We start from the raw sequence: 14969 nt of genomic DNA, 5'->3' as shown, positions 1-14969 counted from the left end.
TTGTAATGCTGAAATTATAGGTTAATAATTATGAAAACGAAGTTTTTGTACTTAAATTTGCTCAAATTTTGTTAACCTAAAGGTCTACACGCACATGTCTAAAGACATTCGAATTAAAAAAGGGCTCAACATTAACCTTGTGGGTGCCGCAGAACAGACGACTTCAAAGGCTGTTTTAAGTAATGTTTACGCTATACAGCTTAGTGATTTTCACGGAATTACACCAAAAATGATGGTTAAACAAGGGGCGGAGGTGAAAGCTGGAGAGCCTTTGTTTTATAATAAGAATGTAGAGAATATGTTCTTTGTTTCCCCAGTGAGCGGTGAATTGATAGAAATCGAAAGAGGGGATAGAAGACGTATTTTGACCTTGAAAATTTTAGCCGATAAAACTCAGGTTGCCGCTAAGTCCGCTATTTTGGATATTGATAAGGCTTCTAAAGATGAGATTAAAGCCATCTTGTTAAAAGGAGGTTGTTGGCCGTTCATAAAGCAACGTCCCTACGATGTGATTGCAAATCCCGATACCAATCCGAAATCGATATTCATTTCCGGTTATTCCAGTGGGCCTCTTCAGGCAGCGTTGGATTATGTTTTGCAAGGAAAGGAAAAGGAATTACAGGCGGCTATTGACGCCTTGTTGAAATTAACTCCCGGTAAAGTGCATGTTTCGGTCGGTTCATCCAGTAAATCGCCATTGGCTTCTTTGAAAGGAATTGAACTGCATACCGTTTCTGGTCCGCATCCTGCTGGTTTGGTAGGAACGCAAATTAATAAGTTGGATCCTATCAATAAAGGGGAGATAGTTTGGGTCGTTTCTCCGCAAGATTTAATTATTATCGGAGAATATCTGTTAACGGGAGAGTTTAATGCAGAACGTCTAGTGGCTCTTGCCGGATCGTCTGTAAAATCGCCTAAATATTACACGACCAAAATAGGGGCCGAAATTTCAACTTTTTTGTATGCAAGTGGTGTAAACGAGGAGAATTTCAGGGTTATCAACGGTGATGTGTTAACCGGTACGAAAAGTAAGCCAGATGGTTATTTGGGTTATTACAACAATACAGTTTCGGTTATTCCCGAAGGTGATGATTATGAGTTGTTCGGATGGAACAAACCTGTCTTCGATAAAATTTCAGCTACAAGAGCACTTACCTTCTCTTGGTTAAGCCCTAATAAAAAATACGATTTGGACACAAATACCAATGGTGAGCATAGAGCTTTCGTGGTGACCGGTCAATATGAAGAGGTTTTTCCGATGGATATCTTTCCGATGCAATTGTTGAAAGCGTGTATGGTAAAGGACTTGGATGAAATGGAGCAGTTGGGTTTATATGAAGTGGCACCTGAAGATTTTTCATTAACTGAGTTTATATGTATTTCCAAACAGCCGCACCAAAAGATTATTAGGGAGGGATTGGATTTATTGCAAAAAGAAATAGGATAAGAAATGAGTTTAAAAAGCAAATTACACGAACTTAAACTGAAGTATCAGGATAAAAAGATGGCTCCTGCCTTTAATGCCTTTCATACTTTTTTGTTTACCCCAGATGAAACGACCCATGCAGGTGGTACGCACGTCAAGTCTGCCGATGATTTAAAGCGAACCATGAATACGGTAATCATGGCGTTGGTTCCGGTATTGTTGTTCTCCATGTTTAACGCCGGGTACCAGCATTACTCCGCTATTAACGGTTTTCCTTCTGATTTCTCGGTAATGCGCGATTTTTTGACTTGGGATAATTTCTGGATCGGTATTATAAAAGTATTGCCCTTGGTGGTGGTCTCTTATGGCGTTGGTCTGTTGGTTGAATTTATATTCGCCGTAATCAAAGGGCATGAGGTTGAAGAAGGGTATCTGGTCACAGGTATGTTGGTTCCGTTGATTATTCCTATAGATACACCGCTTTGGATGTTGGCCGTTGCCGTGGTTTTCGGTGTTGTGATTGGAAAAGAAGTATTTGGGGGTACAGGAATGAATATCCTTAACCCGGCATTGACCATTAGAGCATTTTTGTTTTTTGCCTATCCTACTTGGATGAGTGGTGATAAAGTTTGGGTTTATGGGGCGGTAGAACGCGCTGGAGGTCCAGATGCCATCTCAGGTGAAACTATTTTAGGTTCTTTGGCACAAAATCAAGGAGGTGATTTGGCTTACTCTGTGTCTGATATGTTCTTTGGATTTATTCCCGGTTCTGTAGGGGAGACCTCTACTTTTTTAATAATACTTGGAGGATTGTTTTTGATCTTTTCTAAAATTGCTAGTTGGAGAATTATGTTAAGTGCTGTTATCGGAGCATTGGTCATGGGTCTTATATTTAATCAAGTAGTGGATTTTGGATGGATTGGTGAGTCCAGTAAATTCTATGGTTTAATGAGTTTCGAATTTTGGAAACATTTGATCGTGGGAGGTCTGGCCTTTGGAATCGTGTATATGGCAACCGATCCAGTAACGGGTTCGCAAACTAATAAAGGCAAATGGTTCTATGGATTTTTCATAGGGTTTATTTCAGTAATGATACGGGTGTTTAACCCGGCCTATCCCGAAGGAGTGTTTTTGGCCATTTTATTGATGAACGTCTTCGCGCCCACTATTGATCATTATGTTGTACGTGGAAATATCAAGAAGAGAATGAAACGATTGAAGACTGCCACTATTTATCCAAAAGATTCAGAAGGTAAGGCAGAAGAACTTAAAGCACAAACAGTTTAATCATGGCAATAAATACAGATAAAAATATGTACACCGTAGTTTTTGCTGCGGTAATGGTGGTAGTCGTAGGTTCCGTATTGGCATTTACTGCTTCAAGTCTTAGTGGTAAGATTAATGAAAATGAACGCTTTGAGAAACAACAGAACATTCTGTACGCTATGGGCGTGAATGAAAATGTGGATGAGGGAAGTGTTAATTTTATTCCTGCTGATAAGGTAGAGCAAGAATTCACTAAATATATAAAGGAGCAAGTGATCATTGAAGGTGATAAGGTAACACCCGACAACGAGGCTTATCTTATAAATATGAAACAGCAACTTGCTATTGCACAGAAAGGTGGTACCCCAAAACTTCCTTTGTTCATTGGGGAAAAGGATGGAAAAACATTTTATATCATACCTATGTACGGTAAGGGTTTATGGGATGCGATTTGGGGTTTTATCGCCTTAGACGATACCATGACCGTTCAAGGGGTTTACTTTGATCATAAAGGGGAAACACCTGGGTTGGGAGCTAACATAAAGCAGCGTTATTTTATGGATGATTTTAAGGGCGAAAGCATCTTGTCAGGTACCAAATTTGAAGGCGTTACCGTTGCTAAAGGCAATAATGATCCCTTGAATGAGCGAAAAGAAGATAATAAGGTTGATGCATTGGCCGGTGCAACGATTACCGGTAATGGGGTTTCCGCAATGATTTCTGAAACAATGAATCTTTATAAAGGTTATTTAAAAACAATTGAAGTAAAATAAGAATTATGGGATTACTTTCTAAGAAAGATACGGGGTTAATTTTAGATCCGTTGACCGATAATAACCCAATAACTATTCAAGTGCTGGGTATTTGTTCTGCACTTGCTATTACTGCAGAGCTAAAAGCTTCTATTGTAATGGCATTTTCGGTAATGTTCGTTTTGGCTATGGGTAACGTAGTCATTTCGTTGATGCGAAATATTATTCCATCTAAAATTCGGATTATTGTCCAATTGGTCGTTGTAGCGGCGTTGGTAATCATTGTGGATCAATTCTTAAAGGCTTTTGCCTATGATTTGAGTAAAACACTTTCGGTTTTCGTTGGATTGATTATTACCAATTGTATTATTATGGGACGTTTTGAGGCTTTTGCTTTGGCAAATGGACCATGGCGTTCATTTTTAGATGGCATTGGAAATGCTGCCGGTTATGGATTGATATTAATCATCATTGGTTTTTTCAGGGAATTATTGGGGTCTGGTACCTTATTGGGCTTTAAAATTTTAGGTGATCCTATCGCTAAAACGGGCTTATATGCAATTGGGTATGAAAATAATGGGTTTATGTTGCTTTCACCGATGGCGTTGATTGTAGTGGGGATAATTATCTGGGTACAACGTTCACGAAACCCAGTATTACAAGAAGAGAATTAAGTAGTCGTACCAAGAAGATAAAAATATGTTAGAACATTTAGAATTATTTTTTAAGTCCATATTCATAGACAATATGGTTTTTGCCACATTCTTGGGGATGTGCTCTTATTTGGCTGTATCTAAAAAAGTAACGACGGCGGTAGGTTTAGGTGCCGCGGTTATATTTGTTTTAGCGGTAACGGTTCCTTTGAACTGGTTATTGGATCAATATCTACTAAGGGACGGGGCATTAGCTTGGCTAGGTCCTGAATATGCAGAATACAACCTAAGCTTTCTATCATTTATCCTTTTCATTGCTACTATTGCCACTATGGTTCAATTGGTAGAAATCGTGGTGGAAAAATTTTCTCCTTCATTGTATAACTCCTTAGGTATTTTCTTGCCTTTAATTGCCGTAAACTGTGCAATTTTAGGAGGTTCTTTGTTTATGCAATCAAGGGATATCCAGACCTTGGGACTTGCTTTTAATTATGGTCTAGCGTCGGGTATCGGTTGGTTTTTGGCAATTTTGGCCATTGCGGCAATTCGTGAAAAGATTCGCTATTCGAATGTTCCGGCTCCGTTAAGGGGGTTGGGTATAACTTTTATCATTACAGGTCTGATGGCTATCGGATTTATGAGTTTTGGTGGAATGTTGACCGGAGGCGGAGGTGATGAAGCGGCAGAGGCAGCTAAAGAGATGAGCAGCCAAAAAGTTGAGGAAAATCCGATTGACACCACAGATGAGTTGGTAGAGAAAAATAAGAAAGAGATTGATGAAAAAGAAGTCTCGTTTAATACTGTAAACAAATAGAAATGATTTTAGCTGCAAGTACAGGTGGGACTATTTTAATAACCGTAGTTTCCTTTCTAATTTTATTGATGGTGTTGGTTGCTTTGTTGTTATTTACAAAAGAAAAGCTTTCTCCTTCAGGTCCTGTGACCATAACTATTAACGGAGAGAAGAAAATAGAAGTAGCCTCTGGAGGGTCATTGTTGTCCACTCTAGGGAATCAAAAAGTATTTTTGCCATCAGCGTGTGGTGGTGGTGGAACCTGCATTCAATGTGAATGCCATGTGCTCTCAGGAGGTGGTGAGGCGCTACCAACGGAAACACCGCACTTTTCTAAAAAGGAATTGAACCAAGGGGCACGTTTGGCCTGTCAGGTTAAGGTGAAGCAGGATATGGAAATTACCATTCCTGAAGAAGTATTCGGAATTAAAAAATGGCCAGCTAAAGTAGTACGTAATTACAATGTGGCTTCTTTTATTAAAGAATTTGTAGTTGAAATTCCTGAGGACATGAACTACAAGGCGGGTGGCTATATTCAAATTGAAATACCACGGTGCGAGGTAAAATATGCAGATATTGATATTACCGCCCACCCAGAAGAGCATGAAACACCCGATAAGTTTCAAGAAGAATGGGATAAGTTTAATTTGTGGCCTTTAGTCATGAAAAATCCTGAGACGGTAGAAAGAGCTTATTCAATGGCATCTTTTCCTGCAGAAGGTAGAGAGATCATGTTGAATGTTCGTATTGCAACTCCACCTTGGGATCGCTCAAAAAATGGTTGGATGGATGTAAATCCAGGTGTTGCATCCTCGTATATTTTTAATCTTAAAAAGGGTGACGATGTTACTATCTCAGGACCTTACGGAGAGTTTTTCATCAATGAGTCTGATGCTGAAATGTTATATGTTGGCGGTGGAGCAGGCATGGCACCAATGCGTTCTCATTTGTACCACCTTTTCAAAACTTTAAAAACGGATCGAAAAGTATCTTACTGGTATGGAGGCCGATCAAAACGTGAGCTTTTCTATATTGATCACTTTAAGCAATTGGAAAAGGATTTTCCGAATTTTAGATTCTATTTGGCACTTTCTGAACCCTTGGAAGTTGATAACTGGAAAGTAAAAGAGAACATAGACGCTCCTGGAGATGGTTTTGTTGGTTTCATTCATAATTGTGTTATCGACAATTATTTGAGTCTGCACGAGTCTCCTGAGGATATTGAACTGTATTTCTGTGGACCACCACTAATGAACAAGGCGGTGCAAAAAATGGGAGAGGATTTTGGTATCCCAGATGAGCATATACGTTTTGATGATTTTGGGGGATAAGTAATGGCCTAAAATTTAATATTAATATAACCGATATGCACAGCATATCGGTTTTTTTATAAGTTACATTAGATGCATGTTTTAACGGAACAGGAACTCCATAATTTAGCGATGAATATTGTGGGGAAGCAATTGGAAGAAGAGGGCTTTGAGTTTTTAGCGGTGAATAGTGAACTTCGAAAGAATCCTCAGTTTGTCTGTACGAAAGACAAAAAATTGCGTTTTATAGTCGTAAAGGCTATTGAATATCCTGGGGATCCAAAAGATTTCGAATTTTTCAGGTCAGATTTGAATAAAATGAAAGAACATGCCCTTAAGTTTGAAGCCAGGACGTTTTATGCAGGAGTAGGTTTGGTGAATGCCTCCGACTATAATCTACCGGTTTATTTAGATGAAGAGTATATTGTTGATTATGATGGATTAGTGGAATTATGAGAAATTATTTGATTATCGGGTTGTTCATCGCGGGTTTGTCTATTTCGTGTACAAATACTACTAAAGGATACCGAAATGATAATGTCGGGCAGGCTTTAGGAACTACGTATAGTATTATTACCATTACACCTGTGGAAATGGATTTGCACAAAGATATTGACTCGGTTTTTGCCGTAATTAATAAATCATTATCTACTTATATTCCAGAATCTGATATATCGCGAATTAATACTGGTGACAGCAGCGTTGTTGTTGATAAAATGTTTCGCGAAGTATTTAAACTATCCAAAGAGATATACGCTGAAACAAAGGGTTATTTTGATCCTACAGTAGGAACGTTGGTGAACGCATGGGGCTTCGGGCCCGAACATCAAATAGAGTTGGATAGTCTAAAGGTAGATAGTCTGTTAAAGTACGTTGGTTTTGATAAGGTGATGCTTACTACAAAAAACAGGGTGCATAAAACAAACGCAAATATTTACTTGGATTTTAATGCTATCGCAAAAGGATATTCTATAGATAGATTGGCGGCCATGTTAAAAGCCAAAGGTATCGAGAATTATTTAATAGAGGTGGGGGGTGAGGTAATTGCAAAAGGGAGAAATACCATCAAAGATAAGTCTTGGATTGTAGGTATAGATGATCCTGAGATGCAAACACAAAGGGCATCTAAAATTTTAATCCATCTTAATAATAGGGCCCTCGCTTCATCAGGAAACTACCGAAAGTTCAGAATAGATAAAGCTACGGGAAAAAAGTATGTTCATACCGTAAATCCGAAAACGGGATTTACGCAAAATTCCAATACCTTGGCCGTTACTATTTTAGCGAATAATTGCGCTACGGCAGATGCTTATGCTACCGCATTTATGGCGATGGACCTAGATGAGGCATTCAAGCTGATCAATACGAACAAAAACTTAGAAGCTTATATTGTGTATTTGGATGAAAATGGACAAACGCAAGAATTTTTAACAAAGGGATTCAAGGAGTTGGTCGTTGAATAATTATTTTTCAACAAAGGGGATAACTTCCCCTTTGGCCAGACGATAGCGTTCTATTTCAGTTGGAGAAAGTTCTTGAGTCAAATTAACTTCGGTTACCTTAAACCCTATTGACCTAAGTTTTTCGAAATAATCTTTACCGTAAATACGAACATGATCATATTGACCGAATATTTTGGCACGCTCCACTTTGTCAGTAATAGAATTGTCCTCAAAGGTTTTTTCCCTTTTTAAATCTTGCGGAACTTGAAACACACCCCAACCTCCGGGCTTTAAAACCCGATACAGTTCGTGCATCGCTTTGGTGTCATCTGGAATGTGTTCCAGTACATGATTACATAGTATAACATCAAAAGAATCATTTTTAAACGGAAGCTTACAGATATCTGCTTTTACATCAGCCAAGGGAGAATTTAAATCCGTGGTCGTATATTTCAAATGGGTTAATTTTCTGAACCTTTTGTAAAAAGCCTGTTCAGGGGCAAAATGCAAAACAGTTAATGGGGCTGAGAAAAAATTGGTATGGGTTTGAAGAAAAATCCAAAGTAGCCGGTGTCTTTCCAAAGATAGGGTAGAAGGGGACAGTACGTTTTCCCTTGAATTTTCATATCCGTAAGGTAAAAAACTACGAAAGGTTTTCCCATCAATGGGGTCTTCAAAAGTAGTACCCTTGTAGTAAAGGGCAAACAATGGCTTTACGAGATAGCTAAAAGAAATTAATACGGGTCTTGGGATAAGGTTGAGGAAAAATCTAAAAATTTTCTTCATTTGATATTATCCTAACTAATTGTCTTCGATGCCCTGAATTCAGTTTCTTCATCACTTTTAATACCTAAAGCTTCGTAGATATAGCTGAAGGTAGATAACAATTCTGGTTTACCGTTTACGATGGCCACATCGTGCTCAAAATGCGCACTAGGCTTACCATCGGCGGTAAGGATCGTCCAACCGTCTTTTAATTGCTTTATGTTTTTTGTGCCCATGTTGGTCATTGGTTCGATAGCGACCGTCATACCTTCTACAAATTTCTTTCCTCTTCCCCGTCTGCCATAATTTGGCATTTCTGGATCTTCGTGCATTTTTCTGCCCAAACCATGACCTACCAATTCACGTACAACACCATAGCCATGGTCTTCTGTGAATTTTTGGATGGCGAAACCAACATCTCCAACACGATTACCGGCCTTGAATTCCCGTATCCCTATGTAAAGTGATTGTTTGGTAATCTCCAGTAATTTTTTCACTTCGGGAGTAACTTCTCCCACTTCAAAGGTATAGGCATGGTCGCCGTAAAAGTCGTTCTTGAATGCGCCACAGTCTATGGAAATGATATCGCCCTCTTTCAATGGCGTGTCATTGGGAATACCATGCACCACTTGTGCGTTAGGACTCATGCATAGAGAATTTGGAAAATCGTATAGACCAAGAAAGGCCGGAACCGCACCATGATCACGAATAAAGGTCTCTGCCAAGGTATCTAATTGAAGCGTGGTTACACCCGGTTTAACTTCTCCTGCTAACATTCCCAAGGTTTTGGAAACAATAAGGGCACTCTCGCGCATTAATTCTATTTCCTCTGCCGTTTTTATTTTTATCATAAACTATAAAGTATTCGGCCGTTGCCGATCATTGTATTAAACGAGTGACTTCTGTGTCATGTATTCAGATTGTTGAACGCCCATCAATTTTAAGATGGTTGGGGCGATATCGCCCAAAACTCCATCATTGATATGATGAATATCCTTGTCCACTAAAATTAGCGGTACTGGGTTGGTGGTATGTGCGGTATTGGGACTTCCGTCTGGGTTGATCATTGTTTCACAATTTCCATGATCCGCGATTACGATGACCGAGTAGTCATTTTCTATGGCGGCCGTAATAACGTCTTTGGCGCACTCATCAACCGTTTCGCAGGCTTTTATAGCGGCCTCCATGATGCCTGTATGACCGACCATATCTGGATTTGCAAAATTTAAACAGACAAAATCGACATCTCCTTTTTCGATTTCGGGGATAATTTTATCCCTGATTTCATAGGCGCTCATTTCTGGTTGAAGATCATATGTAGCTACCTTTGGTGATGGGCATAAAATGCGTTGTTCTCCATCATAAGGAACTTCCCTTCCGCCATTGAAGAAAAAAGTAACATGGGGGTATTTTTCCGTTTCTGCAATACGTATTTGTTTTTTGCCGGCGTTTGACAAAACTTCCCCTAACGTTTCAACAATATTGTCTTTATTGTAAACTACATGTACGTTGTTGTAAGACTCATCATAATTGGTTAAGGTCACATAATACAGTTTAAGTTTATGCATATTCTGTTCATGCATATCTTCCTGACTTAAAACTTGGGTCAACTCTCTACCACGATCGGTTCTGAAATTAAAGAAAATGACAACATCGTTCTCTTTCACTGTAGCAATTGGTGTACCATCGGTATTGGTCATAACGATGGGTTTAATAAACTCATCGGTAACGTCGTTATCATAACTTTTTTGGATAGTTTTCGCTATATCTGTAGACTTTTCACCTTCGGCATTCACAATGAGGTCGTAGGCTTCTTTGACACGCTCCCAACGTTTATCACGGTCCATGGCATAATACCTGCCGATAACGGAAGCCAATTTTGTGTTTTTGTCCGCGCAAAAGTGAACGAGATCTTCTAAAAATCCCTTACCACTTTTTGGGTCCACATCCCTTCCGTCTGTAAAGGCATGTACATACATATTCGCTACACCAGAAGCCTTGCCTGCTGAAATAAGTCCTTTAATATGGTTCGTGTGGCTATGAACTCCCCCATCACTTATCAGTCCTAAAAAATGAACGTCTTTATTATTCTTTTTTGCGTACTCAAAAGCATTTTTTAAAACAGGTTCATCACGAAGGGTATTTTCCTTTACGGCTTTATTGATCTTGGCCAAATCTTGATATACGATTCTACCTGCACCCAAATTCATATGGCCAACCTCGCTATTGCCCATTTGTCCTTCTGGAAGACCAACGTTCATTCCATCCGTTAAAAGATTTGCGTTGGCATAGTTGGTATAAAGGCTATCAATAAATGGTGTTTGTGCTTTATCTACTGCAGATACTTCTGGATCTGGAGATTTACCCCATCCATCCAATATCATTAAGATCACTTTTTTGTTCATCTTTCCAAAAGTTTTAGAACCCCAAAAATAGTATGTTCTGCCTAGTTAAGCTACTAGATTCCTTACCTTTTTTATATACGAGGTGAAAAATCGCCGTGTTAAGTTTGTATGGATTGGATTTGTTAAAATTTCGTTATAACTATGTTAAGGGCTGAAACAAATTATAATTACTTGCGTCTTTTCTATAGAACAATCTATTCATCAATTAAAAATCATTCATCATGAAAAAAACAATCGTAACACTGTTCATGGCTGTTATGGCTATGGGTACAACTCCATTAATGGCAAATGGATCAAATCATTTAGTAGGTACTTCAAATCACAACATCTCAAGAATTGAATTAAGTTCGTTTTGCAAGGCGGTCATCGAAGGAGATCTGACAACGGTAAAAAGCCTGTTGAAATTAGGAGAAGATGTCAACCAAAAATCTTTAGGCATGACCCCGGCGATGTTTGCCGCCCGTTATAATAGATCAGAAGTTTTGTCGCTGTTGATCGAACATGGTGCAAATCTGACTATGAAAAGTGATCAGGGATTTAGCGTTAAAAAATATGCCGAATTATCAAATGCCGGAGAAGCTTTGGCAATAATAGAAGCAGCATTGGGTAGCTAATGTCAAAACTACTTAGAATGAATTTAACCATTAGGGTTCTTTAGTAGAACCCTTTGTTGTTTTTAGCAGCTAGATTACACGCAATTAGATAGTTAATTTTTCTTGCCATAAAGACTAAGAATCCTAAATGTTAAATATATATTATATCTTTCTTAAATTATTAAAATAATAATTTTATATACATATTTTTATCAAAAATATAATAATGATAATTTTTAAAGGATATAAGTTATGAAAAAATCAATTTCATTCGTTTTGTTAATGAGTTTATTCGCCTTCACTGGGGCTTATGCAAATTCTGGTATTCAATTAAATAAATTAGAAATTAACAATGCTTATAATGATAGTATAAGCGCACTTTGTAAAGCGGCAATGAAAGGCGATGTGGATCAAGTACGTAGTTTAATCGCTACGGGCGAAGCCTTGAACGAAAAATCGTTGGGCCTGACCCCTGCCATGTTCGCAGCGCGCTATAACAAGGCTGAAGTTTTGAAAGTATTAATGCTGAACGGAGCCAATTTGAACATTAAAAGTGATAAGGGGTATACTGCAAAGGAATATGCTAAAATGTCGAACGCAAAGGATGTGTTGGAAGTATTGGATTCGAATTCGTAACCTCTTTTCTCTTGGTATTTAAAAAGCCCTGTTGGAAATTTCCAACAGGGCTTTTTAGGTATTAAATTTCACTCCAAATAGTGTTCAGGTAAAAGAGTAAAAGCGTTAAAAATCAAATCCATTAAGAGCTCTATACATAAAAGCATAAACCGCCATAAATAACATTAGGGCACAAAAAACAGAATAGACTTTTAAAATTGTCACCAATATTTCGGGTTTACAGTTTTCAAATGCCTGTACGTATAAATCTCTAAAGTGTGTAATTGTTCCCATATAGTGTTCTTTCCATGATTAAATCATAACTACAAGGGTTAATTATAAATGGTAAAATAAGTTTGGGACTTACTCAAAGTTACAAAATAAAGGCTTTGCTAGGGTTGCCTTACGTTAAACAACCAAAATAAACGATTAACCTTGGTTTTATACATTTCTATAGCTCCCATAATGAGGGTATGATTAGATTAGTGATCGGGGGTCCACACTATAAATGCACTTTATTCTGTTTAATGACGGTCTATTGATAATTTGGTTCTCTGTACACAAATTACGAATACCTACACATGAAGAATGTATACCATAAAGCATTCCTCAGATTTGTACAAAGACTCTAAATTTAAATCAAAATATGGATTAATCTGAAGCTGTTCTTTTTGCTACATTATAGTTTAGCCAATGACTATTTTTTGAATATATGATTTTTTCAGCACCCTCTTGACAAGATGATTTTTTAAGACAGTTCCAAAAAATCAAATAAGTGCTCGATTTATATCCAGAATATTATTCTGTATGTACGATCTTAAAAACCCGATGGTGAAATGTTCGGTTCCGTAAAAATCTTCACGCTGTAGCAACGAAGCAATGTTCTTACTTCTAAATTCTTCGAGCATAGGAATCGAAAGTGGGGCATAACTATAGTGCCAGGGCTCATATTTAAAGCCTCTTCTTTTTGGGTCATCTGTATACACTAGGTAAAAGTCGTAGGTTTCTGAATGCTCGTCCATCCACAGTTTGAAGTCATGAAAAGGCTGTCCATCACCATATTTTTCAGGAACAAGCACATCTCCCTCCACTTTTCTATAGCCATCAATGACGTCTATATCTGTACCCCAATGGTGTCTACTGGTACCTGGTATAGTAGAATATTCAATTATTTTGTCAATTGCATCTATGGGGTCCATACCATCATCTTCGGTATAGGCTAAAAATTTACGTTCAAAAATGGCCGATTGCCGTTTGAAACTTCGGTAGCTCGATACGATTTTAAGGTCTATACCATCGGAATAGGCCGCTTTTTTCATCTCCAGGAAGGCATCATGCGCCTCCTTTCTTAAATTGATATCCTTACCGTACAGTTGAATATCGGCTTTGCCCATTAGCTCTAAAATGGAATATTCTGGGTCTTGTTTCGTGATAATTGTAGGGGCCAATGAAATTGCTAAGGCCGCAGAACCACTTTTTTTAATAAAATTTCTTCTTTGCATAAGGGTTGCAATTAGGTTTCGAATAAAAAATCAGCTTACCTTCCCAATAAGGTTATTCAACTATTGAAATAAGGTTAACGTGGTTTTAGCCTTAAAAGTACTGAATCTGCTCTTTAAAAAGCAGCTGTCAATTTTCTAATCGGTTTTTAAGATACGAATATCCCCCGATGCCTTATAAAAAATCCTTTAAAGGATTCTTTGAGAATAAATATAAAAATAGGGGAACACTTGTTCCTAAAGAATTTTATGTTGTGAACTACAAGATAATTTCCGCGGAAAAATGCTATCGAGCCAAGTATAAAAAACCTTGGTAATTCAAATTTTCTTCGGGAATACTGATAGTGTAAAAATAGACCCCTATAGGAAGTCCTTTTTCTGAACCAAAAGGAATATTGTTCTGGTTAGAAAACCCTACAAATTCATCGGTGTAATTTTCTTTTTCAAAAACCTTTATGCCGTAACGGTCATAAATCTGAACAACATTACGGTCATATTGCTCCAATTCCTGAATAAAAAATGAATCGTTCACCCCATCGCCGTTGACCGAAACAAAATAATTATCGAGGCTCAATACTTCCCGTGAAAGCGGTTCGTACGGTATTTTTGAGACGCCAAGGGTAATGATTTCATACTCATCGGGTACAAAGGTCTCTGACGATACAAAACCATCGGTTAACGAGCCTATGGGCACACTACCGGCCAAGTTCAACCAGCGACGGGATAGCTTACTCCATCCCACAATGACTATTTTGCTGGCATCATCGGTAAAGCGCGCCATATCACTGCGCTCGTTCCAACTAAGGGTAACGGTTGATGGTAAGCTGCCTTCCAAACGCCAAAATTCTACATCGCTCACATAAGCCACATCCAATGCGACCTCAAAGGTGTCGAAAGCCCCTGAAAGGCTATTCGGATTACTTGGGTTCTCCAAAAAATAGGCACTTTTGGCGAACAGGTTCATTCGTTCGGAATTTAGGATCAAGGGCCGTATATACGTTCTGTCGCCAACGGGGAAAATAAAATTCTGCTGACCGGTAATGGCCGCATAACCCTCTATTTTGGTAAGGTCTCCTTCCCCATTATAAAAACTGTTCTCCAAAAAATTATAATAAACACCGGGTTGGGCGAGGGGCGTGCGTATACTGCCCAAAATAAAATTGGTATTGTTACTATTGTCAATACCCACTGCCAATTGCAGGTCATTGTCCACCGCAATTTCCATATCATAAAATTGCGGGGTTAGCGTACCGGAGACCGTTAAGGCTTGCGTGCCGTAAAAACCGGCCAGCCCTAGATTGGTATCGAAGGGCGAATCATTGACCAAATTGGTATGGAAGCCCAGCATACCGCCTTCATGAATACGAAGATTCCCCTTATTGTACAGGGCGGTTTGGGCAGCTACCGTTGCCGAACAAAGCAAAATAAGGATGTTGAGGTAGGTTTTCAT

General features: G+C 38.5%; 16 protein-coding genes. 10 read left to right on the top strand and 6 right to left on the bottom strand.

The window, feature by feature from the left end; all coding sequences use genetic code 11:
* Window positions 1–94: 94 nt before the first annotated feature.
* The 8 genes from ACNR9Q_RS16770 to ACNR9Q_RS16735 all read left to right on the top strand — a co-directional run bounded on the left by ACNR9Q_RS16770 (window position 95) and on the right by ACNR9Q_RS16735 (window position 7663).
* Entirely contained in the window at window positions 95–1447 is a 1353-nt protein-coding gene (locus tag ACNR9Q_RS16770; protein ID WP_419212374.1) for a Na(+)-translocating NADH-quinone reductase subunit A, read from the top strand.
* Between the two features lie 3 nt (window positions 1448–1450).
* The gene (locus ACNR9Q_RS16765; RefSeq protein WP_419212373.1) at window positions 1451–2713 is read left to right on the top strand and encodes an NADH:ubiquinone reductase (Na(+)-transporting) subunit B; all 1263 of its coding nucleotides are present in this window, start codon (window positions 1451–1453) and stop codon (window positions 2711–2713) included.
* Between the two features lie 2 nt (window positions 2714–2715).
* Window positions 2716–3465, top strand: a complete 750-nt coding sequence (locus ACNR9Q_RS16760; RefSeq protein WP_419212372.1) for a Na(+)-translocating NADH-quinone reductase subunit C — start codon at window positions 2716–2718, stop codon at window positions 3463–3465.
* Between the two features lie 5 nt (window positions 3466–3470).
* Window positions 3471–4118: an NADH:ubiquinone reductase (Na(+)-transporting) subunit D gene (locus ACNR9Q_RS16755; RefSeq protein WP_419212371.1), complete on the top strand. Its 648-nt coding sequence runs from the start codon at window positions 3471–3473 to the stop codon at window positions 4116–4118.
* 25 nt (window positions 4119–4143) lie between these two features.
* A complete protein-coding gene (gene nqrE / locus ACNR9Q_RS16750) occupies window positions 4144–4911 on the top strand; it encodes an NADH:ubiquinone reductase (Na(+)-transporting) subunit E (protein WP_419212370.1) in 768 nt (255 codons plus the stop codon).
* Between the two features lie 2 nt (window positions 4912–4913).
* On the top strand, window positions 4914–6221 hold the full coding sequence (gene nqrF / locus ACNR9Q_RS16745) for an NADH:ubiquinone reductase (Na(+)-transporting) subunit F (protein ID WP_419212369.1): 1308 nt from the start codon (window positions 4914–4916) through the stop codon (window positions 6219–6221).
* Between the two features lie 72 nt (window positions 6222–6293).
* Entirely contained in the window at window positions 6294–6656 is a 363-nt protein-coding gene (locus ACNR9Q_RS16740) for a Na(+)-translocating NADH-quinone reductase subunit F (RefSeq protein ID WP_419212368.1), read from the top strand.
* Complete coding sequence (locus ACNR9Q_RS16735) at window positions 6653–7663, top strand: FAD:protein FMN transferase (protein ID WP_419212367.1); 1011 nt, start codon at window positions 6653–6655, stop codon at window positions 7661–7663. Before ACNR9Q_RS16740 ends, ACNR9Q_RS16735 begins: the two co-directional genes overlap by 4 nt.
* Here the strand turns inward: ACNR9Q_RS16735 and ACNR9Q_RS16730 are convergent, their stop codons facing one another.
* Genes ACNR9Q_RS16730 through gpmI form a run of 3 tightly spaced genes read right to left on the bottom strand, consistent with a single transcriptional unit; the run spans window position 7664 to window position 10812 of the window.
* Complete coding sequence (locus tag ACNR9Q_RS16730) at window positions 7664–8428, bottom strand: class I SAM-dependent methyltransferase (protein ID WP_419212366.1); 765 nt, start codon at window positions 8426–8428, stop codon at window positions 7664–7666.
* Window positions 8429–8439: 11 nt separating this feature from the next.
* Complete coding sequence (gene map / locus ACNR9Q_RS16725) at window positions 8440–9258, bottom strand: type I methionyl aminopeptidase (protein ID WP_419212365.1); 819 nt, start codon at window positions 9256–9258, stop codon at window positions 8440–8442.
* A gap of 36 nt (window positions 9259–9294) precedes the next feature.
* Window positions 9295–10812 (bottom strand): 2,3-bisphosphoglycerate-independent phosphoglycerate mutase, encoded by a 1518-nt coding sequence (gpmI, locus tag ACNR9Q_RS16720; protein ID WP_419212364.1) that lies wholly within the window; start codon window positions 10810–10812, stop codon window positions 9295–9297.
* Between the two features lie 221 nt (window positions 10813–11033).
* Here gpmI and ACNR9Q_RS16715 point away from each other — a divergent pair, with 221 nt between their 5' ends.
* Complete coding sequence (locus tag ACNR9Q_RS16715) at window positions 11034–11426, top strand: ankyrin repeat domain-containing protein (RefSeq protein ID WP_419212363.1); 393 nt, start codon at window positions 11034–11036, stop codon at window positions 11424–11426.
* 231 nt (window positions 11427–11657) lie between these two features.
* Window positions 11658–12041, top strand: coding sequence for an ankyrin repeat domain-containing protein (locus ACNR9Q_RS16710; RefSeq protein WP_419212362.1), 384 nt, complete (start codon window positions 11658–11660; stop codon window positions 12039–12041).
* A gap of 105 nt (window positions 12042–12146) precedes the next feature.
* Here the strand turns inward: ACNR9Q_RS16710 and ACNR9Q_RS16705 are convergent, their stop codons facing one another.
* The 3 genes from ACNR9Q_RS16705 to ACNR9Q_RS16695 form a co-directional block, all read right to left on the bottom strand.
* On the bottom strand, window positions 12147–12314 hold the full coding sequence (locus ACNR9Q_RS16705; protein WP_419212361.1) for a DUF6747 family protein: 168 nt from the start codon (window positions 12312–12314) through the stop codon (window positions 12147–12149).
* A 473-nt stretch (window positions 12315–12787) separates the two neighbouring features.
* On the bottom strand, window positions 12788–13522 hold the full coding sequence (locus ACNR9Q_RS16700; protein WP_419212360.1) for a M15 family metallopeptidase: 735 nt from the start codon (window positions 13520–13522) through the stop codon (window positions 12788–12790).
* A gap of 283 nt (window positions 13523–13805) precedes the next feature.
* On the bottom strand, window positions 13806–14969 hold the full coding sequence (locus tag ACNR9Q_RS16695; protein WP_419212359.1) for a gliding motility-associated C-terminal domain-containing protein: 1164 nt from the start codon (window positions 14967–14969) through the stop codon (window positions 13806–13808).

The sequence above is a fragment of the Maribacter sp. X9 genome (assembly GCF_048537565.1).
Lineage (GTDB): Bacteria > Bacteroidota > Bacteroidia > Flavobacteriales > Flavobacteriaceae > Maribacter.
Note: the sequence above shows the minus strand (reverse complement) of the source record. Positions and strands in the feature narration are given on the sequence as shown.